The 25231-nt window shown below is 57.7% G+C and carries 24 protein-coding genes; 19 read left to right on the forward strand and 5 right to left on the reverse strand.

The genetic code is table 11. From position 1 onward, the window contains the following. Positions 1-74 precede the first annotated feature (74 nt). The 3 genes from tamA to GXP72_RS02435 are packed head-to-tail and all read left to right on the forward strand — an operon-like array spanning position 75 to position 5928. Entirely contained in the window at positions 75-1808 is a 1734-nt protein-coding gene (gene tamA, locus GXP72_RS02425; RefSeq protein ID WP_024907290.1) for an autotransporter assembly complex protein TamA, read from the forward strand. Further along, complete coding sequence (gene tamB, locus GXP72_RS02430; RefSeq protein ID WP_208763443.1) at positions 1805-5581, forward strand: autotransporter assembly complex protein TamB; 3777 nt, start codon at positions 1805-1807, stop codon at positions 5579-5581. The genes tamA and tamB overlap by 4 nt, the downstream gene beginning before the upstream one ends. A gap of 2 nt (positions 5582-5583) precedes the next feature. Further along, the gene (locus GXP72_RS02435) at positions 5584-5928 is read left to right on the forward strand and encodes a gamma-glutamylcyclotransferase (protein WP_024907288.1); all 345 of its coding nucleotides are present in this window, start codon (positions 5584-5586) and stop codon (positions 5926-5928) included. 466 nt (positions 5929-6394) lie between these two features. On the opposite strand, the gene ppa is transcribed toward GXP72_RS02435, so the two are convergent. Then, positions 6395-6925 carry an inorganic diphosphatase gene (ppa, locus tag GXP72_RS02440; protein WP_010427397.1) on the reverse strand — a complete coding sequence of 177 codons (531 nt, stop codon included), beginning with the start codon at positions 6923-6925 and terminating at the stop codon, positions 6395-6397. A gap of 309 nt (positions 6926-7234) precedes the next feature. Between ppa and ytfQ the strand changes: the two genes are divergently transcribed. The 5 genes from ytfQ (at position 7235) to GXP72_RS02465 (ending at position 13515) form a co-directional block, all read left to right on the forward strand. Beyond that, the gene (gene ytfQ, locus GXP72_RS02445) at positions 7235-8191 is read left to right on the forward strand and encodes a galactofuranose ABC transporter substrate-binding protein YtfQ (RefSeq protein ID WP_208763444.1); all 957 of its coding nucleotides are present in this window, start codon (positions 7235-7237) and stop codon (positions 8189-8191) included. A 132-nt stretch (positions 8192-8323) separates the two neighbouring features. Then, positions 8324-9826, forward strand: coding sequence for a galactofuranose ABC transporter, ATP-binding protein YtfR (gene ytfR, locus GXP72_RS02450; protein WP_024907287.1), 1503 nt, complete (start codon positions 8324-8326; stop codon positions 9824-9826). Positions 9827-9836: 10 nt separating this feature from the next. After that, positions 9837-10862, forward strand: a complete 1026-nt coding sequence (gene ytfT / locus GXP72_RS02455; RefSeq protein WP_024907286.1) for a galactofuranose ABC transporter, ATP-binding protein YtfT — start codon at positions 9837-9839, stop codon at positions 10860-10862. Beyond that, positions 10849-11850, forward strand: coding sequence for a galactofuranose ABC transporter, permease protein YjfF (gene yjfF / locus GXP72_RS02460; protein ID WP_023293434.1), 1002 nt, complete (start codon positions 10849-10851; stop codon positions 11848-11850). Before ytfT ends, yjfF begins: the two co-directional genes overlap by 14 nt. A 93-nt stretch (positions 11851-11943) precedes the next feature. Further along, positions 11944-13515: a methyl-accepting chemotaxis protein gene (locus tag GXP72_RS02465; RefSeq protein WP_208763445.1), complete on the forward strand. Its 1572-nt coding sequence runs from the start codon at positions 11944-11946 to the stop codon at positions 13513-13515. Here GXP72_RS02465 and GXP72_RS02470 read toward each other — a convergent pair. Beyond that, positions 13487-13843: a LysR family transcriptional regulator gene (locus GXP72_RS02470; protein WP_024907284.1), complete on the reverse strand. Its 357-nt coding sequence runs from the start codon at positions 13841-13843 to the stop codon at positions 13487-13489. The two genes, GXP72_RS02465 and GXP72_RS02470, sit on opposite strands and share 29 nt — an antisense overlap. A 150-nt stretch (positions 13844-13993) precedes the next feature. Then, positions 13994-14992 (reverse strand): class 1 fructose-bisphosphatase, encoded by a 999-nt coding sequence (gene fbp / locus GXP72_RS02475; RefSeq protein WP_024907283.1) that lies wholly within the window; start codon positions 14990-14992, stop codon positions 13994-13996. A gap of 197 nt (positions 14993-15189) precedes the next feature. Between fbp and mpl the strand changes: the two genes are divergently transcribed. After that, positions 15190-16569, forward strand: coding sequence for a UDP-N-acetylmuramate:L-alanyl-gamma-D-glutamyl-meso-diaminopimelate ligase (gene mpl, locus GXP72_RS02480; protein ID WP_208763446.1), 1380 nt, complete (start codon positions 15190-15192; stop codon positions 16567-16569). Between the two features lie 84 nt (positions 16570-16653). Here mpl and yjgA read toward each other — a convergent pair whose 3' ends face one another. Further along, the gene (gene yjgA, locus GXP72_RS02485) at positions 16654-17205 is read right to left on the reverse strand and encodes a ribosome biogenesis factor YjgA (protein WP_024907281.1); all 552 of its coding nucleotides are present in this window, start codon (positions 17203-17205) and stop codon (positions 16654-16656) included. A 95-nt stretch (positions 17206-17300) separates the two neighbouring features. On the opposite strand from yjgA, the gene pmbA reads away from it, so the two are divergent. Both pmbA and cybC read left to right on the forward strand, forming a co-directional pair. Then, positions 17301-18653, forward strand: a complete 1353-nt coding sequence (gene pmbA / locus GXP72_RS02490; RefSeq protein WP_061716069.1) for a metalloprotease PmbA — start codon at positions 17301-17303, stop codon at positions 18651-18653. Between the two features lie 41 nt (positions 18654-18694). Continuing rightward, positions 18695-19081, forward strand: coding sequence for a cytochrome b562 (cybC, locus tag GXP72_RS02495; protein WP_023334302.1), 387 nt, complete (start codon positions 18695-18697; stop codon positions 19079-19081). Between the two features lie 70 nt (positions 19082-19151). Here the strand turns inward: cybC and GXP72_RS02500 are convergent, their stop codons facing one another. After that, positions 19152-19307, reverse strand: coding sequence for a Hok/Gef family protein (locus GXP72_RS02500; protein ID WP_032651446.1), 156 nt, complete (start codon positions 19305-19307; stop codon positions 19152-19154). A gap of 416 nt (positions 19308-19723) precedes the next feature. Here GXP72_RS02500 and GXP72_RS02505 point away from each other — a divergent pair, with 416 nt between their 5' ends. Genes GXP72_RS02505 through GXP72_RS02540 form a run of 8 tightly spaced genes read left to right on the forward strand, consistent with a single transcriptional unit; the run spans position 19724 to position 25206 of the window. Continuing rightward, the gene (locus tag GXP72_RS02505; protein WP_025911967.1) at positions 19724-20062 is read left to right on the forward strand and encodes a glycine dehydrogenase; all 339 of its coding nucleotides are present in this window, start codon (positions 19724-19726) and stop codon (positions 20060-20062) included. 10 nt (positions 20063-20072) lie between these two features. Continuing rightward, positions 20073-20435 (forward strand): SFCGS family glycine-rich protein, encoded by a 363-nt coding sequence (locus GXP72_RS02510; protein WP_010427372.1) that lies wholly within the window; start codon positions 20073-20075, stop codon positions 20433-20435. A 2-nt stretch (positions 20436-20437) separates the two neighbouring features. Then, on the forward strand, positions 20438-20737 hold the full coding sequence (locus GXP72_RS02515; RefSeq protein WP_006810338.1) for a DUF4312 family protein: 300 nt from the start codon (positions 20438-20440) through the stop codon (positions 20735-20737). Between the two features lie 22 nt (positions 20738-20759). Beyond that, positions 20760-21536, forward strand: coding sequence for a DUF4311 domain-containing protein (locus GXP72_RS02520; protein ID WP_008501408.1), 777 nt, complete (start codon positions 20760-20762; stop codon positions 21534-21536). A gap of 13 nt (positions 21537-21549) precedes the next feature. Further along, positions 21550-22191 carry a DUF4310 family protein gene (locus GXP72_RS02525; RefSeq protein ID WP_024907276.1) on the forward strand — a complete coding sequence of 214 codons (642 nt, stop codon included), beginning with the start codon at positions 21550-21552 and terminating at the stop codon, positions 22189-22191. Between the two features lie 42 nt (positions 22192-22233). After that, a complete protein-coding gene (locus GXP72_RS02530) occupies positions 22234-23367 on the forward strand; it encodes an amidohydrolase/deacetylase family metallohydrolase (RefSeq protein WP_208763447.1) in 1134 nt (377 codons plus the stop codon). Then, positions 23351-24469 (forward strand): DgaE family pyridoxal phosphate-dependent ammonia lyase, encoded by a 1119-nt coding sequence (locus GXP72_RS02535; RefSeq protein WP_208763448.1) that lies wholly within the window; start codon positions 23351-23353, stop codon positions 24467-24469. Before GXP72_RS02530 ends, GXP72_RS02535 begins: the two co-directional genes overlap by 17 nt. Beyond that, complete coding sequence (locus GXP72_RS02540) at positions 24466-25206, forward strand: KDGP aldolase family protein (protein ID WP_024907273.1); 741 nt, start codon at positions 24466-24468, stop codon at positions 25204-25206. Before GXP72_RS02535 ends, GXP72_RS02540 begins: the two co-directional genes overlap by 4 nt. The last annotated feature ends 25 nt before the right edge of the window (positions 25207-25231 follow it).

Here is a 25231-nt window from a genome sequence, read left to right on the forward strand (position 1 = left end):
AACAGGCCGTATTTTGCCGCGGAGCGGCACTTCATTTGCTTCCAGGGTGGAAACAGGGATATTCAGGAGAAAACGTGACAAAAATCCGCCAGTTATGTTTAGTCAGTGTGTTGCTGACAAGCGGGATTGCCAGCGCGGCGAATGTCCGTTTGCAGGTTGAGGGGTTATCCGGGGCGCTGGAAAAAAACGTGCGTGCGCAGCTATCGACCATCCAGAGTGATGAGGTGACGCCGGACCGGCGTTTTCGCGCGCGCGTCGATGATGCGATCCGTGAAGGGCTGAAAGCGCTGGGGTATTACGAACCCACCATTGATTTTGATCTTCGCCCGCCGCCAAAGAAGGGGCGCCAGGTCCTCATTGCCCGCGTTTCGCCCGGTGAGCCGGTACTGATTGGCGGCACGAACGTCATCCTGCGCGGCGGGGCCCGTACCGATCGGGACTACCTGGACCTGCTCAGCACGCGGCCAAAAGTCGGCACCGTGCTCAACCATGGTGACTACGACCATTTCAAAAAAGAGCTGACGAGCGTTTCCCTGCGTAAGGGCTACTTTGACAGCCAGTTCAACAAAAGCCAGCTGGGCATTGCGCTGGCGCGACGTCAGGCCTTCTGGGATATCGACTACGACAGCGGGGAACGCTACCGCTTTGGCGACGTGACGTTTGAAGGTTCGCAAATTCGTGAAGAGTACCTGCAAAACCTCGTGCCGTTCAAAAAAGGGGATTACTACCAGTCGAGTGACCTCGGAGAGCTGAACCGACGCCTCTCAGCTACCGGCTGGTTTAACTCCGTGGTTGTCGCGCCGGAATTTGATAAGTCTCGCAAAACCAAGGTGTTGCCGCTGCATGGCGTTGTTTCGCCGCGCACCGAGAACACCATTGAGACCGGTGTTGGCTACTCGACGGATGTGGGACCACGCGTGAAAACCTCGTGGAAAAAACCGTGGATGAACTCGTACGGTCACAGCCTGACCACCAGCCTGAGCCTCTCTGCGCCCGAGCAGCAGCTGGACTTCAGCTACAAAATGCCGCTGCTGAAAAATCCGCTTGAGCAATATTACCTTCTGCAGGGCGGTTTTAAGCGCACCGATTTAAACGACACAAAGCAGGACTCTACGACGCTTGCCGTCTCCCGCTTCTGGGATCTCTCCAGCGGCTGGCAGCGCGCCATTAACCTGCGCTGGAGCCTGGACCACTTTACCCAGGCCAACGTCACCAATACCACCATGCTGCTTTATCCGGGCGTGATGATCAGCCGTACCCGCTCGCGTGGGGGCCTGATGCCGACCTGGGGCGACTCGCAGCGCTACTCCATCGATTATTCCAACTCCGCCTGGGGCTCCGACGTGGACTTCTCCGTCATGCAGGCGCAAAACGTCTGGATCCGTACGCTGTACGACAAACATCGCTTTGTGATGCGCGGCAATCTCGGCTGGATTGAAACGGGAGACTTCGAGCGCGTTCCGCCGGACCTGCGCTTCTTCGCCGGGGGCGACCGCAGCATTCGCGGGTATAAGTACAAATCGATCTCACCTGAGAACGAAAAGGGCCAGTTGACCGGTGCGTCAAAACTGGCGACGGGCTCGCTGGAGTACCAGTACAACGTCAGCGGAAAGTGGTGGGGCGCGATGTTTGTTGACGGCGGTGAAGCGGTAAACGATATCCGCCGCAGCGACTTTAAAACCGGCGCGGGCGTCGGCGTGCGCTGGCAGTCACCCGTCGGGCCCATCAAGCTCGATTTTGCCGTGCCTGTCGGCGACAAAGATGAACACGGATTACAGTTTTACATCGGTCTGGGGCCTGAATTATGAGTTTATGGAAGAAAATAAGCCTCGGGGTGCTGATCTTTATCGTGCTGCTGCTCGGGACGGTGGCGTTTCTGGTAGGAACGACGACCGGGCTGCATCTGCTGTTTAACGCCGCGAACCGCTGGGTGCCGGGGCTGGAGATTGGTCAGGTGACGGGCGGCTGGCGCGACCTGCGCCTGAAGAACATCCGCTATGAGCAGCCGGGCGTGGCGGTCAACGCCGGGGAGTTCCATCTCGCGGTAAAGCTGGGCTGTCTGCGTGACAGCAAGCTCTGCGTCAACGATCTGTCGCTAAAAGATGTCAACGTGGCGATAGATTCAAAGAAAATGCCGAAGTCTGCGCCGGTTGAAGAAGAAGACAGCGGCCCGCTGAATCTCTCCACGCCGTACCCGATCGCGCTTTATCGGGTGGCGCTCGATAACGTCAATATCAAAATCGACGACACCACCGTGTCCGTGATGGATTTCACCTCCGGCCTGCGCTGGCAGGAGAAAAACCTCACTCTGACGCCAACGTCCCTGCAGGGCTTGCTGATCGCGCTGCCGAAAGTGGCCGACGTGGCGCAGGAAGAGATCGTCGAGCCGAAGATCCAGAACCCGCAGCCAGAAGAGAAGCCGCTGGGCGAAACGCTGAAAGACCTCTTCTCGAAGCCAGTGCTGCCGGAAATGACCGACGTACATCTGCCGCTGAACCTTAACATTGAGGAATTCAAAGGCGAACAGCTGCGCCTGACCGGCGATACCGACCTGACGGTCTATAACATGCTGCTGAAGGTCAGCAGCATTGACGGCAACATGAAGCTCGACGCGCTGGATATCGACACCAACCAGGGCTCGGTGAATGCGTCGGGTAATGCGCTGCTGCGCGACAGCTGGCCGGTGGATATCACGCTGAATAGCACCCTGAACATCGACCCGCTGAAAGGCGAGAAAGTGAAGGTCAAGGTGGGCGGGGCGCTGCGCGATAAGCTCGATGTTGGCGTGAATCTCTCCGGCCCGGTGGATATGGCCCTGCGTGCGCAAACCCAGCTGGCGGAAGCCGGGCTGCCGCTCAATCTTGAGGTTGTCAGCAAGCAGCTTTCCTGGCCGTTCACCGGCGAAAAGCAGTTCCAGGCCGATGACCTGAAGCTGAAACTGAGCGGCAAGATGACCGACTACACGCTCTCGTTCCGCACCGCGGTGAAGGGGCAGGGCGTGCCGCCCGCGAACATCACCCTGGATGCGAAGGGCAACGAACAGCAGGTCAACCTTGACAAGCTGACCGTCGCGGCGCTGGAAGGTAAAACCGAGCTGACCGCGCTGCTCGACTGGCAGCAGGCGATCAGCTGGCGCGGCGAGCTGAAGCTGACGGGTATTAACACCGCCAAAGAGGTGCCGGACTGGCCGTCGAAGCTGGATGGCCTGATTAAAACGCGCGGCAGCCTGTACGGCGGCACGTGGCAGATGGACGTGCCGGAGATCAAGCTCACCGGGAACGTGAAGCAGAACAAGGTAAACGTTGAAGGCTCGGTGAAAGGCAACAGCTATCTGCAGTGGGTTATCCCGGGCCTGCACGTGGCGCTGGGGCGCAACACGGCGGATATCAAAGGCGAGCTGGGGGTGAAAGATCTCAATCTGGATGCCACCATCGACGCGCCGAATCTGGATAACGCCCTGCCGGGGCTTGGCGGTACGGCGAAGGGGCTCGTGAAGGTGCGCGGCACGGTAGACGCGCCGCAGCTGCTGGCGGATATCACCGCCAATAGCCTGCGCTGGCAGGAGTTGAGCGTTGCCCGGGTTCGCGTGGAGGGGGATGTGAAATCCACCGACCAGATCGGCGGTAACCTGAACCTGCGCGTGGAACGTATTTCCCAGCCGGACGTGAACATCAGCCTGGTCACCCTGGACGCGAAAGGGAACGAGAAGCAGCACGACCTCCAGCTGCGGGTGCAGGGCGAGCCGGTCTCCGGCCAGCTTCACCTGACCGGCAGCTTCGACCGCAAAGAGGAGCGCTGGAAAGGGACGCTGGATAACACCCGTTTCAATACGCCGGTCGGGCCGCTGGCGCTGTCGCGCGCCATTGCTCTGGACTACCGCAACGCCGAGCAGAAGATCAGCATTGGGCCGCACTGCTGGACCAACCCGAATGCGGAACTGTGCGTGCCGCAGACCATCGATGCGGGCGCGGAAGGGCGCGCGCAGATCAACCTCAACCGCTTCGATCTGGCGATGCTAAAACCGTTTATGCCGGATACCACGCAGGCGAGCGGCGTCTTCAGTGGGAAAGCCGATGTCGCCTGGGACACCACCAAAGAGGGGCTGCCGCAGGGTAGCGTCACGCTGTCCGGGCGTAACGTGAAGGTGACGCAGGAGGTCAACGACGCGCCGCTGCCGGTGGCGTTCGACACCCTGAACCTGAGTGCCGATCTGCATAACAATCGCGCACAGCTGGGGTGGACAATCCGCCTGACCAATAACGGTCAGTTGGATGGTCAGGTCCAGATTACCGACCCGCAGGGACGGCGTAATCTGGGCGGCAACGTTAACATCCGCAACTTCAACCTGGCGATGGTGAACCCGATTTTCGCGCGTGGGGAAAAAGCCGAAGGCATGCTGAACGCTAACCTGCGCCTGGCCGGCAACGCGCAAAGCCCTCAGCTGTTTGGCCAGCTGCGCCTCAGCGGCGTGGATATTGACGGCAACTTCATGCCGTTTGACATGCAGCCCAGCCAGATCGCCATGAACTTCAACGGCATGAGCTCGACGCTGAGCGGCTCGGTACTGACGCAGCAAGGGCAAATCAACCTGAGCGGTGACGCGGACTGGAGCCAGCTCGACAACTGGCGCGCCCGTATTGCCGCGAAGGGCAGTAAGGTGCGCATCACCGTACCGCCGATGGTGCGCCTGGACGTCTCGCCTGATGTGGTCTTTGAAGCCACGCCAAGCCTCTTCACGCTTGACGGTCGCGTCGACGTGCCGTGGGCGCGCATCGTGGTTCACGACGTGCCGGAAAGTGCGGTCGGCGTCTCAAGTGATGAAGTTATGCTCAATGAAAATCTGAAACCTGTCGAACAGAAGAGCGCTGGCATACCGATTAATAGTAACCTTACCGTGCACGTGGGGAATAACGTGCGGTTGAATGCGTTTGGGCTGAAGGCGAGGCTCACGGGCGACCTGAAAGTGGCGCAGGATAAACAAGGGCTTGGCCTGAACGGGCAGATCAACATTCCTGAAGGGCGTTTCCATGCCTATGGTCAGGATCTGATTGTTCGCAAAGGCGAGCTGCTGTTCTCCGGCCCACCGGATCAGCCCCTGTTGAACATTGAAGCGATTCGTAACCCGGAAGCGACGGAAAACGACGTTATTGCTGGCGTTCGCGTCACCGGTTCCGCCGACGAACCGAAGGCGGAGATCTTCTCTGACCCGGCGATGTCGCAGCAGGAAGCCCTCTCTTATCTGCTGCGTGGACAAGGTCTCGACAGCGGACAAAGCGACAGCGCGGCGATGACCTCGATGTTAGTGGGTCTGGGGGTTGCACAAAGTGGGCAGGTTGTGGGTAAAATCGGCGAGACGTTCGGCGTAAGCAATCTGGCGCTGGACACCCAGGGCGTGGGTGACTCCTCGCAGGTGGTGGTCAGCGGCTATGTACTGCCGGGTCTGCAGGTAAAATATGGTGTGGGGATCTTTGACTCACTGGCAACACTCACGCTACGCTATCGCCTGATGCCTAAGCTATATCTGGAAGCAGTGTCCGGCGTAGACCAGGCACTTGATCTGCTCTATCAGTTTGAGTTTTAGCAATGCGAATATTTGTCTACGGCAGTTTAAGAACCAGGCAAGGCAACAGTCACTGGATGACCAATGCCCTGCTGCTGGGGAATTACAATATCGAGAACTACCAGTTGTACAGCCTGGGCCACTATCCAGGCGCGGTTCCGGGCGAAGGAACAGTACAGGGTGAAGTCTATCGTATTGATAACGCGACGCTTGCCGAACTTGATGCCTTGCGCACCAGGGGCGGTGAATACGCGCGCCAGTTGATCCAGACGCCGTACGGAAGTGCGTGGATGTATGTCTACCAGCGTCCGGTCGAAGGGTTAACGCGGATTGTAAGCGGTAACTGGTTAGACAGAGACCAGTACTGAAAAACGACAACGCCACCGTGAGGTGGCGTTGTTTTTTTGTTCCTTCAACTCTCTTCCGTATCCCGGCGCCGGGTTAAAAACAGAGGAACGAACAGCATGATGTAGGGGGCTATAAGCCATAACAAACACAGGGCGCGTGAACGGCCATAGTAGTTTATGCACCGCGTATTGCTTGAAATGACGGGCAGGAAAAACAGTAAAAACAGCAGAATCGCATAATCGCTTCGATAAGGGATCCATAAGTAAAACAAAAACCAGGCAAGCTGGAATGTCATGATACAGAGATACTGCCATTTGCTGTCTTTGCCGTAACAGTCAAACGCCTTTATGTAGCCCATCTTGATGCTTTGAAGAAAGAAACTTAGCATGTATAACGCTCACGATCTTGATGGTCAGGAGTGTATGTCTTTTTCAAAGGCAACAAAAAGCCCCGACATGCGGGGCTTTCATCAATCAGCAGTAAGAATTACTTCTTAGCAGCGCGTTCGAAAGAGGCGATGATTTCCGCTTTCGCTGCTTCTGCGTTGTCCCAGCCGTCAACTTTAACCCACTTGCCTTTTTCGAGGTCTTTGTAGTGCTCGAAGAAGTGAGTGATCTGCGCTTTCAGCAGCTCTGGCAGGTCGTTCACATCTTTGATGTGATCGTATTCTTTGCTCAGCTTGGTGTGCGGTACTGCAACCAGCTTCGCATCTTCACCGGATTCGTCGGTCATTTTCAGCACGCCAACTGGACGGCAGCGAATGACGGAGCCTGGCTCCAGTGGGTATGGCGTTGGGACCAGCACGTCAACCGGGTCACCGTCCAGAGACAGGGTGTGGTTGATGTAACCGTAGTTGCACGGATAGAACATCGCGGTAGACATGAAACGGTCTACGAACAGGGCGCCGCTCTCTTTGTCCACTTCGTATTTGATCGGATCTGCGTTAGCCGGGATTTCGATAACTACGTAGATGTCTTCTGGCAGTTCTTTACCCGCTGGGACGTTGAGTAAGCTCATGTCGGTGTCCTTTAAAATGGATGGTAAACAAGTGGCAGGTATTATAGCCAACTCGCGCTGAATGTCTCCGCCTGTTTTCGCTTTATCTCCCCGCTTTCTCCACTTTTCAGACCGATTCCATGACAGGAAAATCCATAAACTCAGCCGCATTTTTCATGGCGAAATGAAAGCGATTACAAACTTGTGATTAACGTTTTATTCACTTTTCTGAAGTGTGATGTAACGCAATTCGTTACATATTTCATGGGCTATAGTCATTCCGCAGAACATCTTTTAACCAACAATAACTCACCCTACGAGGACGTTCATATGTGGAAGCGCTTACTCCTGGTCACAGCAGTTTCGGCAGCCATGTCGTCTATGGCGATGGCCGCTCCCTTAACCGTAGGTTTTTCGCAAGTCGGCTCTGAATCTGGCTGGCGAGCGGCTGAAACCAACGTGGCGAAAAGCGAGGCTCAGAAACGCGGCATAACCCTGAAAATCGCCGATGGTCAGCAAAAACAAGAGAATCAGATCAAAGCCGTGCGCTCCTTTATCGCCCAGGGCGTGGATGCCATCTTTATTGCACCCGTCGTGGCGACCGGCTGGGAACCCGTCCTGAAGGAAGCGAAAGACGCTGAGATCCCGGTCTTCCTGCTCGACCGTTCCATCGACGTCAAAGACAAATCCCTCTATATGACCACCGTCACCGCCAACAACGTGCTTGAAGGGCAATTGATTGGCGACTGGCTGGTGAAGCAGGTCGACGGCAAGCCGTGTAACGTCGTTGAGCTGCAGGGTACCGTCGGGGCGAGCGTGGCCATCGACCGTAAAAAAGGCTTTGCTGAAGCCATCGCGAAAGCGCCAAACATTAAGATTATCCGCTCTCAGTCCGGCGACTTTACCCGTAGTAAAGGTAAAGAGGTTATGGAGAGCTTCATTAAGGCTGAAAACAACGGCAAGAACATCTGCATGGTTTACGCCCACAACGATGACATGGTGATCGGTGCGATTCAGGCGATTAAAGAAGCGGGCCTGAAGCCGGGCAAAGATATCCTCACCGGCTCTATCGACGGCGTGCCGGACATCTACAAAGCGATGATCGACGGCGAAGCCAACGCCAGCGTGGAGCTGACGCCAAACATGGCGGGTCCGGCATTCGACGCGCTGGAGAAATTAAAGAAAGACGGCACGATGCCGGAGAAAGTGACGGTCACCAAGTCCACCCTCTACCTGCCTGATACGGCGAAAGAAGAGTTAGAGAAGAAGAAAAATATGGGCTATTAAGACCCGCGTCCCTCACCCCAGCCCTCTCCCCGGAGGGGAGAGGGAGAAAGGCAGGGCGGAGCTGGATATTAACAATTGGCACGATCAATCCCCTCTCCCCTCCGGGGAGAGGGTCAGGGTGAGGGGGAAACCATGACCACTGAACAACACCAGGAAATCCTCCGCACAGAGGGCTTGAGTAAATTCTTCCCCGGCGTAAAAGCGCTGGATAGCGTTGATTTCAGCCTGCGGCGCGGGGAGATCATGGCGCTGTTGGGCGAGAACGGCGCGGGAAAATCGACGCTGATTAAATCCCTGACCGGTGTTTATCACGCCGACCGCGGCACCATCTGGCTGGAAGGCAACGCCATTTCGCCCAAAAACACCGCCCATGCCCAGCAGCTGGGGATCGGGACGGTGTACCAGGAAGTGAACCTGCTGCCGAATATGTCGGTGGCGGATAACCTGTTTATTGGCCGCGAACCACGCCGTTTTGGCCTGCTGCGCCGCAAAGAGATGGAAGCGCGGGCGACAACGCTGATGGAATCGTACGGCTTCTCCCTCGACGTCCGCGAGCCGCTGAACCGCTTTTCCGTGGCGATGCAGCAGATTGTCGCCATTTGTCGTGCGATCGATCTCTCGGCAAAGGTGCTGATCCTTGACGAACCCACCGCCAGCCTCGATACCCAGGAGGTGGAGATGCTCTTTACCCTGATGCGCCAGCTGCGCGATCAGGGCGTCAGCCTGATCTTCGTCACCCACTTCCTCGATCAGGTGTATGAGGTGAGCGATCGCATTACGGTGCTGCGCAACGGCAGCTTTGTCGGCTGCCGCGAAACCCGCGAGCTGCCGCAAATCGAGCTGGTAAAAATGATGCTGGGCCGCGAGCTGGAGACCAACGCCCTCCAGCGTGCGGGGCGCACGCTGCTGAGCGAGAAGCCGGTCGCCGCGTTCAGCGATTACGGCAAAAAAGGGGTGATCTCGCCGTTTAACCTTGAGGTGCGGCCAGGCGAAATTGTCGGCCTGGCGGGCCTGCTGGGCTCCGGCCGGACCGAAACGGCCGAGGTGATCTTCGGGATCAAGCCAGCCGACAGCGGCAGCGCGCTGATCAAGGGCAAACCGCAGACCCTGCGATCGCCGCATCAGGCGTCGTGTCTCGGCGTCGGCTTCTGCCCGGAGGACCGGAAAACGGACGGCATTATTGCCGCGGCCTCGGTGCGGGAAAATATCATTCTGGCGCTACAGGCGCAGCGCGGCTGGCTACGGCCGATCCCTAAGCGCGAGCAAAACGCCATTGCCGAGCGCTTTATCCGCCAGCTCGGCATCCGCACCCCGAGCGCGGAACAGCCCATCGAATTCCTCTCCGGCGGTAACCAGCAGAAAGTGCTGCTGTCGCGCTGGCTGCTGACCAAACCCCAGTTCCTGATCCTCGACGAACCGACCCGCGGCATTGACGTGGGGGCGCACGCCGAAATTATCCGGCTTATCGAAACCCTGTGCGCGGACGGTCTGGCGCTGCTGGTCATTTCCTCCGAGCTGGAAGAGCTGGTGGGCTATGCCGATCGCGTCATCATCATGCGCGATCGCAAGCAGGTGGCAGAGATCCCGCTGGATAAGCTGTCCGTTCCGGCGATCATGAATGCCATCGCGGCATAAGGAGTGAATCGTGATGCCCCGTTCGCTTTCGCAAACCGGTGAGTCAAAGCGTCGCTTCAGCTGGCCGACCGGCACGCCGCAAATCGCGGCGCTGCTGGTGGTTCTGCTGGTGGATAGCCTGGTCGCGCCGCATTTCTTCCAGATCATCGTGCAGGATGGCCGCCTGTTTGGCAGCCCGATAGACATTTTAAACCGCGCCGCGCCGGTGGCGCTGCTGGCCATCGGAATGACGCTGGTGATTGCCACCGGCGGGATTGACCTCTCCGTCGGCGCGGTGATGGCTATCGCCGGGGCTACGGCCGCCTCCATGACCGTGGCCGGACATAGCCTGCCGGTGATCCTGCTGGCAGCCTTGGGCACCGGCGTGCTGGCAGGATTATGGAACGGTATTCTGGTTGCGGTGCTGAAAATCCAGCCCTTCGTCGCCACGCTGATTTTAATGGTGGCCGGGCGCGGCGTCGCGCAGCTGATAACCTCCGGCCAGATTGTCACCTTCAACTCCCCGAGCCTGGCGTGGCTCGGTAGCGGCAACCTTCTGTTCTTCCCGACGCCGGTGATTATTGCCCTGGTCACGCTCGTTGTCTTCTGGCTCTTCACCCGCAAAACGGCGCTGGGCATGTTCATTGAGGCCGTCGGGATCAACATCCGCGCCGCGCGCAACGCCGGCGTCAACACCCGGCTGATGGTAATGCTGACCTACGTGCTGAGCGGCGTCTGCGCCGCCATCGCCGGGGTCATCGTCGCGGCGGATATTCGCGGGGCCGATGCCAACAACGCGGGACTCTGGCTGGAGCTGGACGCGATCCTCGCGGTGGTGATCGGCGGCGGGTCGCTAATGGGCGGGCGCTTTAACCTGCTGCTCTCGGTGATCGGCGCGCTGATCATTCAGGGCATGAACACCGGGATCCTGCTGTCGGGATTCCAGCCGGAGCTTAACCAGGTGGTGAAGGCGGTGGTCGTGCTCTGCGTGCTGATCGTCCAGTCGCCGCGCTTTGTCAGCATCATTAAGGGGATCCGTGGCCATGATAAAACGTAATTTACCGTTAATGATCACGCTGGGCGTATTTGTGCTGGGGTACCTCTACTGTCTGACGCAGTTCCCCGGTTTTGCCTCGACGCGCGTGATTTGCAATATCCTGACCGATAACGCCTTTTTAGGCATCATCGCCGTCGGGATGACCTTTGTGATCCTCTCCGGCGGGATCGATCTCTCCGTTGGGTCGGTGATCGCGTTTACGGGCGTGTTCCTCGCGAAGGCAATCGGCTTCTGGGGCATCTCTCCGCTGGTGGCGTTTCCGCTGGTGCTGGCGATGGGCTGTGCGTTTGGCGCCTTTATGGGGCTGCTGATCGACGCGCTGAAAATCCCGGCGTTTATCATTACCCTCGCGGGAATGTTCTTCCTCCGTGGGGTGAGCTATCTGGTGTCGGAAGAGTCGATTCCGATTAACCATCCGGTGTACGACACGCTCTCCAGCCTGGCGTGGAAAATTCCCGGCGGCGGCCGCCTGAGCGCGATGGGGCTGCTGATGCTGGGCGTGGTCGTGATTGGCATCTTCCTCGCTCACCGTACCCGTTTTGGCAATCAGGTTTACGCCATTGGCGGTAACGCCACGTCGGCCAACCTGATGGGCATTTCAACCCGCAGCACGACTATTCGCATCTATATGCTCTCGACCGGCCTGGCGACGCTGGCGGGCATCGTCTTCTCGGTGTATACCCAGGCGGGCTATGCCCTTGCAGGCGTGGGCGTTGAGCTGGATGCGATTGCTTCTGTGGTCATTGGCGGCACGCTGCTCAGCGGCGGGGTGGGCACGGTGCTGGGGACGCTGTTCGGCGTGGCCATCCAGGGGCTGATACAAACCTATATCAACTTTGACGGCACGCTCAGCTCCTGGTGGACGAAGATCGCCATCGGCATTCTGCTGTTTATTTTTATTGCCCTGCAGCGGGGGTTGACGGTGCTCTGGGAGAACCGTCAAAGCTCGCCTGTTACCCGTGTAAACACATCGGTAACAGAGCGATAACACGCTGAATTTGCTTAAAGTCTAAACATTTTCCGGTAGCGGCCGATACTCTTTTTTTATGCCCAGAAATATCTCGCTACCGGAAATAATATCATGCTTAAAACGCTATCGATTCGTACCGGCTTGCTCTCTTTACTGGCCGTTATGACCCTTCTGCTGCTGATTGTCAGCGGCATTGGCATTTATGCCCTCACACAGAGTTCTTCTTCGCTGCAGCGTATTAATCACCTTCAGGGTGAGCAGATGGTGCAGCTTAATTCTGGCTATACGCTGATCCTGCGCGCGCGCAATGAAGCGGGTCAGGCCGTCCGCATGATGGAAATCGGCATGCTGGACGATGCGGCCAACGCGGTAAAAAACATCAATCAGGAAGTTGCCCTGGCCCAGAAAACGCTGAAAGGGGTAATCGACGGCGGCGTGGCTGACGAGCAGGGACAGCAGCTGCTCGATAAAGTGGCGGCCAGCCTGGCGACGTATAGCCAGCAGGGGATCAATCCGATGCTGAAAACGCTGAATGACCAGAGCGCGGACGGGTATTACGATCTGCTCGAGAAGACGTTGATTCCGGTGGCGAAGCAGTTTGATAACGATATGCAGGCGTTTCAGAAATGGAGCGAAGCGCGGGGTCAGGCGGAAGTGAGCGCCGTGCAGTCGAGTAAAACCCGCGTCCTGATCCTGATTATCGTCGCAGCGCTGCTGACGGCGGGCATTATCGTGCTCGCCTGGCTGGTGCTGCGCCATATGCTGCTCAAGCCGCTCTCGGCCTCCATTGCTCAACTGGAGAACGTGGCAGCGGGGGATTTAACCCATACGCTGAATGCCCCCGCGAGCCAGGAGTTTAACCGCCTCAACGCGGTGATAGAGGAGATGCGCCAGTCGCTGATGAACTCGGTTCTGCGGGTACGTGATGCCAGCGCGCAAATTGACACCGGTAGCCGCGAGCTGACGCTGGGAAACCGCGATCTTGCCGAGCGTACGGAATCCACCGCCACGTCGCTGGAGCAGACGGCGGCCAGTATGGAACAGATCACCGCCACGGTGAAACTCAACGCCGATAACGCCGAGCAGGCGCACCAGCTGGCGAAATCGGTGTCTGACACGGCCGATCACGGCAGCGAGATGGTCTGCTACGTGATTGAAAAAATGCGCGATATCTCCGGCAGCTCGGCGCGCATCGCCGACATCCTGAGCGTGATCGACGGCATTGCCTTCCAGACCAATATCCTGGCGCTTAACGCCTCCGTGGAAGCGGCGCGCGCGGGCGAGCAGGGGCGCGGGTTTGCCGTCGTCGCAGGCGAGGTGCGAAACCTTGCCAGCCGCAGCGCCGATGCGGCGAAAGAGATCCGAACGCTAATCAGTGATTCGCAGACCCACGTTAACGAGGGGAGCGAGCTGGCCCAGCAGGCTGGCGAAACGATGGATGAGATCGCCACCGAAGTGCTGCGCATGACCAAACTGATGCGAGAGATTGCGACCGCGTCTCAGGAGCAGAGCCGGGGAATTGAGCAGGTGAATATTGCGGTGAACCAGATGGACGAAACCGCGCAGCAGAATGCGGCGCTGGTGCAGCAATCCTCCGCCGCGACACGCTCCCTTGAGGAGCAGTCGCGTCAGCTGATGGAAGCCATGTCATCATTCAAAGTGACGACTCAGAACGCGGCATAATATTACCCAGCCCCGGTACGTTCTGTGCCGGGGTTTTATTCCTTCCGGAATTAAGCGCCCCGATATTATCGTGAATTTCGCCCATTAATATTTCCAGCGAGCTGGTTAAGGCTAACGCTTTTTCAGTCGGTTCAAGGTATAAACCTTTACGGAAAAATAACGGCTCATCAAAGAGTTGATTAAAGCGCTTTAATGCCAGACTCACCGCAGGACGGGACATCTCCAGACGCAAAGAGGCCTTTGCCATGCTGCCGCAGCGGACGATTTCAATAAATACAGGGATAAGATTTAAATCAATGCCGGTATTAGCACGGGAATAATTTTTCATTGCGATTCTGCTCCACGAAATATCTGTCAAACTGTTATGGAAATAATGCAGGAGCAGTGGTGAATATTAAAGCATGTTTTTTATAAACACTTATACGGTAAAATATATAAATGACAAGGGGAGCCGGACAGGCTCCCCTGAAGAGAGGGATTACGCGTCCGGGTACTCACGGATAAAACGTTCAACGTCTTCAACCATGTGGTTGTTGCCGACGAAGAATGAACGGCGCTGGTGAAGGCTTTCCGGCACGATGTCCAGAATACGCTCTTTACCGTCGCTCGCCTTGCCGCCCGCCTGTTCAGCAAGGAACGCCATCGGGTTGCATTCGTACAGCAGACGCAGTTTCCCGTCCGGGTGGCTGGCGGTGCTTGGGTAGAGGTAGATACCGCCTTTCAGCAGGTTACGGTGAAAATCCGCGACCAGAGAGCCAATATAGCGGGACGTGTACGGGCGCTGGGTCGCTTTATCTTCTTCCTGGCAGAATTTAATGTACTTCTTCACGCCGTTCGGGAATCGGATGTAGTTGCCTTCGTTGATGGAGTAGGTGTTGCCCTTCTGCGGGAAGCGCATGCGTTCCTGGCTCAGACAGAAAACGCCCAGTGACGGATCGTACGTAAAGGCGTGAACCCCGCACCCGGTGGTATACACCAGCATGGTGGAGGATCCATAAACGACGTAACCGGCAGCAACCTGATTAATGCCCGGCTGCAGGAAATCTTCTTCGGTCACCGGCGTGCCAACAGGCGTGACGCGGCGGTAGATGGAGAAAATGGTACCGACAGAAACGTTAACGTCGATGTTTGAGGAGCCGTCGAGCGGATCCATCAGAACAACGTATTTAGCGTGTTCACACCCTTCGAAAACAACAATTTCATCTTCTTCTTCAGAGGCGATACCCGCAACGATGTCGCGCGCGCGCAGTGCAGCTTTCAATTTTTCATTTGCGAACAGATCGAGCTTCTGTTGAACCTCGCCCTGAACGTTCTCGGCACCGCTGGCACCCAGGATATCGACCAGACCGGCCTTGTTGATATCACGGTGGATGATCTTAGCGCCCAGCTTTATTGCCGACAGCAAAGCAGTGAGTTCACCGGTAGCATGAGAGAACTCGTGCTGCTTTTCGACAATAAATTCACCTAACGTTTTCATAACACTTTCCCTGCATCTTTGTGAGTAGAGCGATTGTATGTTCACTAAAACGACTAAAGCCCAACAATCTTAACAAACATTCAAATATTAGCGCAGAGGTGAATCGCGCCAGCAACATACGGATTTACCTGAAATGCGTTTCACACCCGCTAACATGTGAGTAAAATGTGCGCCACATTGAAGAAGGATAGTGACGTATGCGCATTCATATATTGGGGATTTGTGGCACTTTCATGGGCGGACTGGCAATGCTGGCGCGCTCGCTGGGCCATGAAGTGACAGGTTCGGACGCCAATGTGTATCCGCCGATGAGCACACTTCTGGAGAAACAGGGCATCGCTTTAATTCAGGGCTACGATGCCAGCCAGCTTGATCCCGAGCCGGACCTGGTGATCATTGGCAACGCCATGACCCGCGGCAATCCGTGCGTCGAGGCGGTACTGGAACGCAATATTCCGTTCATGTCCGGCCCTCAGTGGCTGCATGACTTCGTCCTGCGCGACCGCTGGGTGGTTGCCGTTGCCGGTACCCACGGCAAAACCACGACCGCGGGCATGGCTACCTGGATCCTCGAAGCCTGCGGCTACAAGCCGGGCTTCGTGATCGGCGGCGTACCGGGTAATTTCGACGTCTCTGCGCGTCTGGGCGATAGCCCGTTCTTTGTGATCGAAGCCGACGAGTATGACTGCGCGTTCTTCGACAAGCGTTCTAAGTTCGTGCATTACTGCCCGCGCACGCTGATCCTCAACAACCTTGAGTTCGACCACGCGGATATCTTTGACGACCTGAAAGCGATCCAGAAACAGTTCCACCACCTGGTGCGCATTGTTCCGGGCCAGGGCCGCATCATCCTGCCGGAGAACGACATCAACCTGAAACAGACGATGGCGATGGGATGCTGGAGCGAGCAGGAGCTGGTGGGCGAGCAGGGCCACTGGCAGGCGAAGAAACTCAACGCCGATGCCTCCGAGTGGGAAGTGCTGCTCGACGGTGAAAAAGTGGGTGAGGTGAAGTGGGGCCTGGTGGGCGAGCACAACATGCACAACGGCCTGATGGCGATTGCAGCTGCGCGTCACGTGGGCGTGCTGCCTGCGGATGCAGCCAATGCGCTGGGCTCGTTTATCAATGCCCGCCGCCGTCTGGAGCTGCGCGGTGAAGCCCACGGCGTTACCGTGTATGACGATTTCGCGCACCACCCAACGGCCATTCTGGCCACGCTTGCTGCCCTGCGTGGCAAGGTCGGCGGTACCGCGCGCATTCTGGCGGTGCTGGAACCGCGCTCGAACACCATGAAGATGGGCATTTGCAAAGATGACCTCGCGCCGTCGTTAGGACGTGCCGATGAAGTCTTCCTGCTGCAGCCGCAGCATATTCCGTGGCAGGTGGCGGAAGTCGCCGATGCCTGCATTCAGCCTGCGCACTGGAGCGCGGATGTGGATGCGCTCGCGGATATGGTGGTGAAAGCCGCTCAGCCTGGCGACCACATTCTGGTGATGAGCAACGGCGGTTTTGGTGGGATCCCTCAGAAGCTGCTGGACGGTCTTACGAAGAAAGCGGAAGCGGCCGCCGACGCGTAAAAAAAAGCCCGGTGGCGCTTGCGCTTACCGGGCCTACGTTCTTTTCTCTCTCGCCTCTCTGGGGAGAGGGCGGGGTGAGGGGGATTACTCTTCGTTCTCTGACAGCTCGCGCAGATACTGGAAAATCAGGCGCGCAGACTTCGGCGGCTTATTCCCTTCTTTCTCTTTCTTCGCGTTGCGGATCAAGGAACGCAGCTGCTGGCGGTCGGCATCCGGCCACAGGTTCAGCACTTCCGGTACGGCGTCATCACCCTGTTCAATCAGGCGATCGCGGATCTGCTCCAGCTTGTGGAACAGCGCAACCTGCTGGTTGTGGCGGTTTTTCAGCTTGTCCAGCGCCTGGCGGATCGGATCGACGTCGCGCTGACGCAGCATTTTCCCAATAAGCTGAAGCTGGCGACGACGGCCTTCTTTTTTGATTTTCTGTGCCAGTTCAATGGCATCACGCAGATCCTGGTCGAGCGGGATCTTATCCAGCGCGTTTTTACCCAGTTCTACCATTTCCGCGCCAAGGTGTTTTAACTCTTCGGCGTCACGTTTAATTTCACTTTTACTGACCCAGATGATTTCATCATCTTCGTCTTCGATGTCATCACCGGGAACGTCGTCGAGCCAGTCTTCGGGCTGCTTAGTCATGTCAGGCTCCTTAAAAAAAGAGGCTAATGTTACCAGTTAAGACGCGCACTGAAAAACGGTTCTCTGTTAGACTTCAGATAACTCTCTCTTACAGTATGGCATTTGCGATGAAAGTAACCTCACAAGTTGAAGCGCAGCGTAAGATTCTTGAAGAAGCCGTCTCCACCGCGCTGATGCTTGCTTCAGAAAAATCAGATGGCGCCGAAGTGGCGGTCAGCAAAACCACCGGCATCAGCGTGAGTACCCGCTATGGCGAAGTGGAGAATGTCGAATTCAACAGCGACGGCGCGCTGGGGATCACGGTGTATCACCAGAATCGCAAAGGCAGCGCGTCATCCACCGATCTCAGTCCGGATGCCATTGCCCGTACGGTGCAGGCGGCGCTCGATATCGCCCGTTATACCTCCCCGGATCCTTACGCAGGCGTGGCGGATAAAGAGCTGCTGGCGTTTGATGCGCCGGATCTCGATCTTTTCCACCCGGCGGAAGTGACCCCGGACGAAGCGATCGAACTGGCCGCGCGCGCCGAGCAGGCTTCCCTGCAGGCGGATAAACGCATCACCAATACCGAAGGCGGCAGCTTCAACAGCCACTACGGCATCAAAGTCTTCGGCAACAGCCACGGCATGCTGCAGGGCTACTGCTCCACCCGTCATTCGCTCTCCAGCTGCGTCATCGCCGAAGAGAACGGTGACATGGAGCGTGACTACGCCTACACCATTGGCCGCGCGCTGGGGGACTTGCAGTCTCCTGAGTGGGTGGGAAAAGAGTGTGCCGAACGCACGCTGTCTCGCCTGTCGCCGCGTAAACTCTCCACCATGAAGGCCCCGGTTATTTTTGCTAACGAAGTGGCAACCGGTCTGTTTGGCCATCTGGTGGGCGCTATCGCGGGCGGCTCGGTTTACCGTAAATCGACCTTCCTGCTCGATTCGCTGGGCAAGCAGATCCTGCCGGAATGGTTGACCATCGAAGAGCATCCGCACCTGCTGAAAGGGCTGGCCTCCACGCCGTTCGACAGCGAAGGCGTGCGTACCGAACGTCGTGACATCGTCAAAGACGGCGTGCTGACCCAGTGGCTGCTGACTAATTACTCCGCGCGCAAGCTGGGGCTTAAAAGCACCGGACACGCTGGCGGCATCCACAACTGGCGCATTGCCGGACAGGGCCTGAGCTTTGAGCAGATGCTGAAAGAGATGGGCACCGGCCTGGTCGTCACGGAACTGATGGGCCAGGGCGTAAGCGGCATCACCGGCGACTACTCGCGCGGCGCGGCGGGCTTCTGGGTGGAAAACGGCGAAATTCAGTATCCGGTAAGCGAAATCACCATCGCCGGCAACCTGAAGGACATGTGGCGCAATATCGTTACGGTCGGTAACGATATTGAAACACGTAGCAATATACAGTGTGGTTCTGTACTTCTGCCGGAAATGAAAATCGCCGGCCAGTAATATCCGTAAAGGCGTTTTAATAATAAAAAAGGAAGTGAGCAATGCGTAAACACCTGTTAGCGATCGTCGCGGCTTCAACGCTGGTTCTTGGCTCTTCTGCGTTTGCTGCCGATCTTGAAGACGACATGGGCATCCTCGGTCAAAACCTGAAGGTGGTGCAGAAAACGGACAATGCGGCTGAAATGAAAGACGCGCTGACCAAAATGCGTGAAGCGGCGCTGGACGCCCAAAAAGCGACCCCGCCTAAGCTGGAAAGCAAAGCCGCAGACAGTGCAGAGATGAAAGACTATCGCCACGGCTTTGACGTGCTGGTCGGCCAGATCGACGGCGCGCTGAAGCTGGCTAACGAAGGCAAAGTGAAGGAAGCCCAGGCGGCGGCCGAGCAGTTTGTGACCACGCGCAACACGTACCACCAAAAGTATCGTTAATTGGGTGCCTGAGCTGTACGTCCTTTGCCCGTATGCGGAGGCGCATGACGCGCCCCCGCATCCTTGCTCCCTACTGGCCGGAGCGACAATCCATCCTCGCTGTCACTGCAAAAGAATCGTTTCGAAAACTGATCTCGCACAGTGTTTTCCGCGTCACCAGCGTTAAGATGATTATTGTCAAAGCAATAATCATCAAAACTCCAATGCCTGGGTTTTGGCGTTTCATGGATGCCTCCTTGCTTTAAAGCGGGCGAGGTAGCGAACTCCACGGTGTGACGTGTCGTTTCGAGCCCCCGCCCTGATTTTCTATCAGGCGGGGCTTTCCACTTTCCGTCCCATGCCTGAGACGGTCAGTCTCAAGCACCCGTTGCCACTCTAGCGGATCCCCATAAGAAAACCTTATCCACGTCACATTTCTACGAGCCCGCTCGTAATCTTTTCCGCTTTGCTTGCCCCGTTTTGGCCGCGCAATAGCGTGATATTCATCACGTAAATGCAGCGGTTTATCCAGATTCACCGCATTTATGTGGCACAGATCACTGCCGCGGCTCGCCTTTCCACTTCGAAGTGGAAAACAACTCGCTACAAACAATTCCCCCCCAACGTTAGTTTTATTCCAGAGCCATTAACGGGGTAAGACCAGTGATTAACGGAGCGGTAATGAACGACGTTGGGGAACAGGCAGAGCAAACAGAACAGCTCGCAAACACCATGCTGCAGCAGGTTTATGCCCTGCTGGCCCGGAACAACATCATCCCCAATGCGGTACAGGAGCAGATGCTCACCTCCCACGTGCGCGCCATGGCGCACCGGTCCGTGACCGGCGAGCCGCTGCCGGAGGTTGAAGCAGAGCTGTTTGACGAAATTTCACCGGATTCAATGCGGCTCGCCCGTGAAGTGGTCGCGCAGTTTGGCAATCTTCCTGATGAAGAAGCCTGGCTGCTCTCCGTTCACTTTGAAGTCGCGAAAGACAACCTTTAAGGAGCAACACATGGAACAGATTACAGTCGTGATTGGCGATCGCCTGGGTAAAGGTCAGAAAGTGGCTGCCGGTGTGGAAAAAGCAGGTGGACGCGCGGTGGTTGTGCCGGGCATGGCGGCGGACATGAAGCTCGGCGACATGATGAAAGCGGAAAACGCCACCTTCGGCATCTCCTTCTGCGGCAGCGGCGGCGCGGGTGCCATCACTGCCCAAACCAAATATGGCTACAAAGCCAAATACGGCATGCGTTCCGTGGAAGAGGGCGTGACCGCCATCAACGAAGGCTGCAACGTGCTGGGCTTCGGCTTTATGGATAAAGAAGAGCTGGGCGAGCGTCTGGTACAGGCGTGGCAGAAGAAATACGGCGCATAAGCATGAAAGAACAGTTCACAACCACGGTGAGAGTGAAGGGGAAAGGCGACGCCAAAGCGCGCGCCTTTGCCGACGCGCTCAACCACGTTCAGGCCGCGGTGATGAAAGCCTCACCGCATATCTTACTGCGTATTGAGCCACAGGATGTGCAGGTCGTTCAGGCGCAAGAAGCGGTGCGTAAAGAAGCGTTTCTGTTCTTCTTTCTGCGCCGGGAAAGACGCACCTACAGCGTGGAGCTGGATGTGACCGTCAACGTGACCGCTATCAATCTTGACCAGGTGGATTTCGTCACGCAACGCTGATTATTCATAAAAGGGCAGACTGATGTTCTTAATTATATTAATAAAATCGCTCATCATTGGCGGCCTGGTTGGCGTCGGTGTCGGAGCCGGGGCTGCACGCATGTTTCATGCGCCTACCACGCAGGGTATGGGCGCGTTTCGTACGTTGGGGGAACTGAACTCCTGTGAAGGAGATCCGGCGTCCCACTTCTCCTTTGGGTTAGGTTTCTTCTTTAACGCCTGGGCCTCTTCCGTGGCCGCAGGTGCCTTCACACAGGACGTTGACCACCGCATCATCCCGAACTGGGGTGCTGCTGCACTGATGATCAAAAACCGTAACGTCGGCGAAACGCTGCACGATCCGCGCAAAATGGCGATTGCCTGCGGCGTAATCGGCATGATCGTCGTGACCTTCCTGAACCTGACCGCCTCCTCCGTTCCGGCAGCGCTCCAGGTCACCGCCGTGAAGGTGCTGGTGCCTGCGGCTAACCTGCTGGTGAACACCGTGATGCCGGTGATCTTCTGGCTGGCAGCCATCGACGCGGGTAAAAAATCGGGCTTCTGGGCCACTATTTTCGGCGGCGCGGCGCAGCTGATTATGGGCAACGCCGTACCGGGCCTGGTGCTGGGGATCCTGATCGGTAAAGGCGTGGAAGAGAGCGGCTGGAACCACGTCACCAAAGTGATGATGGCGGCTATCGTCCTGCTCTTCGTGCTGAGCGGCTTCTTCCGCGGCTTCGACATGAAGATGATCGAATCCTTCCATCTGACCGTGCCGAACTGGCTCGACATGATCCACAACTCGCTCAGCGGTAAATAACAGGAGCCTCTAAATGGAACAGAATAAAGGTTTTTGGTATGCCGACTGGTCGTTCCCGATCTTTGTTGGCCTGCTCTCCTCCGGCGTCTTCGCCGGGACGCACATGTACTACCTCTACGGCATCGGCGCGTTTAACGAAGTGGCCTTCGTGGCGATGCTGAAGGCGGGCATCGATACCGGCGTTTACGGTGCGGTGGCGGCGTTCGGCGCGAGCTTCCTGTTCGCCCGTATTATCGAAGGGTCGCTGGTCGGTATTCTCGACATCGGCGGTGCGATCCAGACCGGCGTGGGCCTCGGGGTACCGGCGCTGCTGCTGGGCGCGGGCATCATGTTCCCGGTGACCAACTTCATTGCTTCGCTGATCACCGGCCTGGTGATTGGTCTGGCAATTGGCTACGTCATCATCCTGGCGCGTAAGTTCACCATCAACCAGAGCAACTCCACCTACGGCGCAGATGTGATGATGGGCGCGGGCAACGCCTCCGGCCGCTTCCTCGGGCCGTTGATTATCCTGAGCGCCATGACCGCCTCCATTCCTATCGGCGTCGGTTCCCTGCTGGGAGCGCTGGTGTTCTACATCTGGCAGAAGCCGATCACCGGTGGCGCCATTCTGGGTGCAATGCTGTTGGGCTGGCTGTTCCCGGTCGCCCTTTAATACCCGCGGGCGCTCCGGCGCCCGCCTTATCAGGAGATCCTCATGTTTGATTTACTCCTGCGCCGTGCGCGCTTTGCCGACGATACCCTGACCGATATCGCCATTCAGGACGGGAAGATCGCGGCGCTGGGCGACATTGACGCCCCCGCGCATAAAACGGTTGAGCTGAACGGCGACGTGTTCGTCAGCGCAGGCTGGATTGACTCCCACGTTCACTGCTACCCGAACTCCCCGATTTACCACGACGAGCCCGACAGCGTGGGCATTGCCACCGGCGTCACCACCGTGGTGGACGCGGGCAGTACCGGTGCCGACGACGTGGACGATTTCTATGACATCACCCGCAGGGCCTCCACCGAGGTGTTTGCCCTGCTAAACATCTCCCGCGTGGGGCTGATTGCCCAGAACGAGCTGGCCAATATGGCCAACATCGACACCGACGCGGTGAAGCAGGCGGTGAAGCGCCACCCTGATTTTATCGTCGGCCTGAAGGCGCGCATGAGCAGCAGCGTGGTTGGTGAAAACGGCATTACGCCGCTGGAGCGCGCCAAAGCCATTCAGAAAGAGAACGGCGACCTGCCGCTGATGGTGCACATCGGCAACAACCCGCCGAACCTCGACGAAATTGCCGAACTGCTGAGTTCCGGCGACATCATTACCCACTGCTATAACGGCAAACCCAACCGCATTCTGACGCCCTCCGGCGAGCTGCGTGCCTCCATCACCTCCGCCCTGAAGCGCGGCGTGCGTCTGGACGTCGGCCACGGTACGGCGAGTTTCAGCTTTGAGGTGGCGAAACGCGCCATCGCGATGGGCATTCTGCCGCACACCATCAGCTCGGATATCTACTGCCGCAACCGCATCAACGGCCCGGTGGGCTCGCTGGCGAGCGTGATGTCGAAATTCCTCGCCATCGGCATGTCGCTGCCGCAGGTGATTGACTGCGTGACCGCGAACGCCGCCGACGGCCTGCGCCTGGCGCGCAAAGGCCGCATTCAGCCGGGTCTCGACGCCGACCTGACGCTGTTCACGATTAAACGTCAGCCGACGGTGCTGACGGATGCCGAAAACGACAGCCTGCAGGCTGAACACATTCTGGTGCCGCTTGCCGCGATCCGCGCGGGCAAGGGCTACATGACCGAACAAGGGAGCACGGAAAATGCCTTCGATTTATGAGAAGTACCGCTTAAAGCAGGTTATCAACACCTCTGGCCGCATGACGGCGCTGGGCGTCTCCACGCCGCGCCCGGAAGTGGTGCAGGCGGCGATGGACGGCATGAATCACTATTTCGAGATGAAGGATCTGGTCAATAAAACCGGGGAATACATCGCGAAGCTGCTGGATGTGGAAGGGGCGACGGTCGTCTCCTGCGCGTCGGCGGGCATTGCCCAGTCCGTGGCGGCAGTGCTGGTCAAAAACAGCGACTGGCTGCTGGAAAACCTGCACGTGACCCCGATTGAGAACAACGAAATCGTCCTGCCGAAAGGCCACAACGTGAACTTTGGCGCGCCGGTGGGCACCATGGTGGCGTTGGGCGGCGGTAAGCTGGTGGAGGCGGGCTACGCCAACGAATGTTCCGCCGATCAGCTGGCGGCGGCGATCACCCCGCGCACGGCGGCGATCCTCTATATCAAATCGCACCACTGCGTGCAGAAAAGCATGCTCAGCGTCGAGCAGGCGGCGGTGGTCGCACGTAAACACGATCTCCCGCTGATCGTCGATGCCGCGGCGGAAGAAGATCTGCACGTGTACTACCGCTCGGGCGCGGATCTGGTGATCTACAGCGGCGCGAAGGCGATCGAAGGGCCAACCAGCGGGCTGGTGATCGGCAAAACCCAGTACGTAGAGTGGGTAAAACGCCAGACGGCGGGCATTGGCCGTGCCATGAAGGTGGGCAAAGAGGGCATTCTTGGCCTGACCTGCGCCATCGAACACTACCTGACGGCGACCAAAGAGAGCGGTGCGGAAATGGTGGCGAAGATGACGCCGTTTATCGAGGCGCTCAACACCCTGAACGGTGTGACCGCGCGCGTGGTCTGGGATAGCGCCGGACGCGACATCGCCCGCACCGAGATTAAGTTCGACGAAGCCGCAACGGGCGTCGGCACGGGCGATCTGGTGGCGAAGCTGAAACAGGGTGAATACGCCATTTACTTCCGTGGCTACAAGGCCAACGAAGGGATTATCGAGGCGGACGTGCGCAGCGTGAATGCTGAGCAGCTGAACATCGTGTACCGCCGCATTAACGAAGTATTAGGACAGGAGAAAAAAGCATGAAACTGACCCCCAACTTTTACCGTGACCGCGTCTGTCTGAACGTGCTGGCAGGCTCCAAAGCTAACGCCAGCGCCATTTACGAGGCGGCGGAAGGTCACGTGCTGGTGGGCGTGCTCTCCAAAAATTACCCGGACGTGGCGAGCGCCGTCGCCGATATGCGCGAGTACGCCGCGCTGATCGATAACGCGCTCTCCGTTGGCCTGGGCGCGGGCGACCCGAACCAGTCGGCAATGGTGAGTGAAATCTCCCGCCAGGTGCAGCCGCAGCATGTTAACCAGGTGTTTACCGGCGTGGCTACCAGCCGCGCGCTGCTGGGGCAGAATGAATCCGTGGTCAACGGTCTGGTCTCCCCGACCGGCACCGTCGGGATGGTGAAAATCTCTACCGGACCGCTGAGCAGCGCGGCGCCGGACGGCATCGTGCCGGTTGAAACCGCGATTGCCCTGCTGAAAGATTTCGGCGGCAGCTCAATCAAGTACTTCCCGATGGGTGGCCTCAAGTGCCGTGACGAGTACAAGGCGGTGGCGGAAGCCTGCGCCCGTCACGACTTCTGGCTGGAGCCAACCGGAGGTATCGATCTGGAAAACTATGAGGAGATCCTGCAGATCGCCCTCGACGCGGGCGTGAGCAAAATCATCCCGCATATCTACAGCTCAATTATCGACAAAGCCAGCGGCGATACGCGTCCGGAAGATGTGCGTACCCTGCTGGCGATGACGAAGAAGCTGGTGAAGTAGAACTCACACATATAAAGGAGCCACC

This window comes from Enterobacter sp. SES19, assembly GCF_011765665.1.
GTDB classification, from domain to species: Bacteria; Pseudomonadota; Gammaproteobacteria; order Enterobacterales; family Enterobacteriaceae; genus Enterobacter; species Enterobacter pseudoroggenkampii.

Bases quoted from the DNA above. Each gene is read 5' to 3' on its own strand.
- tamB (WP_208763443.1), top strand. From the start codon at position 1,805: ATGAGTTTATGGAAGAAAATAAGCCTCGGGGTGCTGATCTTTATCGTG.
- fbp (WP_024907283.1), bottom strand. From the start codon at position 14,992: ATGAAAACGTTAGGTGAATTTATTGTCGAAAAGCAGCACGAGTTCTCT.
- ytfQ (WP_208763444.1), top strand. From the start codon at position 7,235: ATGTGGAAGCGCTTACTCCTGGTCACAGCAGTTTCGGCAGCCATGTCG.
- yjgA (WP_024907281.1), bottom strand. From the start codon at position 17,205: ATGACTAAGCAGCCCGAAGACTGGCTCGACGACGTTCCCGGTGATGAC.
- GXP72_RS02500 (WP_032651446.1), bottom strand. From the start codon at position 19,307: ATGAAACGCCAAAACCCAGGCATTGGAGTTTTGATGATTATTGCTTTG.
- GXP72_RS02540 (WP_024907273.1), top strand. From the start codon at position 24,466: ATGAAACTGACCCCCAACTTTTACCGTGACCGCGTCTGTCTGAACGTG.
- GXP72_RS02515 (WP_006810338.1), top strand. From the start codon at position 20,438: ATGAAAGAACAGTTCACAACCACGGTGAGAGTGAAGGGGAAAGGCGAC.
- GXP72_RS02470 (WP_024907284.1), bottom strand. From the start codon at position 13,843: ATGAAAAATTATTCCCGTGCTAATACCGGCATTGATTTAAATCTTATC.
- yjfF (WP_023293434.1), top strand. From the start codon at position 10,849: ATGATAAAACGTAATTTACCGTTAATGATCACGCTGGGCGTATTTGTG.
- GXP72_RS02535 (WP_208763448.1), top strand. From the start codon at position 23,351: ATGCCTTCGATTTATGAGAAGTACCGCTTAAAGCAGGTTATCAACACC.
- GXP72_RS02530 (WP_208763447.1), top strand. From the start codon at position 22,234: ATGTTTGATTTACTCCTGCGCCGTGCGCGCTTTGCCGACGATACCCTG.
- pmbA (WP_061716069.1), top strand. From the start codon at position 17,301: ATGGCATTTGCGATGAAAGTAACCTCACAAGTTGAAGCGCAGCGTAAG.
- GXP72_RS02465 (WP_208763445.1), top strand. From the start codon at position 11,944: ATGCTTAAAACGCTATCGATTCGTACCGGCTTGCTCTCTTTACTGGCC.
- GXP72_RS02525 (WP_024907276.1), top strand. From the start codon at position 21,550: ATGGAACAGAATAAAGGTTTTTGGTATGCCGACTGGTCGTTCCCGATC.
- GXP72_RS02520 (WP_008501408.1), top strand. From the start codon at position 20,760: ATGTTCTTAATTATATTAATAAAATCGCTCATCATTGGCGGCCTGGTT.
- GXP72_RS02435 (WP_024907288.1), top strand. From the start codon at position 5,584: ATGCGAATATTTGTCTACGGCAGTTTAAGAACCAGGCAAGGCAACAGT.
- cybC (WP_023334302.1), top strand. From the start codon at position 18,695: ATGCGTAAACACCTGTTAGCGATCGTCGCGGCTTCAACGCTGGTTCTT.
- ytfR (WP_024907287.1), top strand. From the start codon at position 8,324: ATGACCACTGAACAACACCAGGAAATCCTCCGCACAGAGGGCTTGAGT.
- mpl (WP_208763446.1), top strand. From the start codon at position 15,190: ATGCGCATTCATATATTGGGGATTTGTGGCACTTTCATGGGCGGACTG.
- GXP72_RS02510 (WP_010427372.1), top strand. From the start codon at position 20,073: ATGGAACAGATTACAGTCGTGATTGGCGATCGCCTGGGTAAAGGTCAG.
- ppa (WP_010427397.1), bottom strand. From the start codon at position 6,925: ATGAGCTTACTCAACGTCCCAGCGGGTAAAGAACTGCCAGAAGACATC.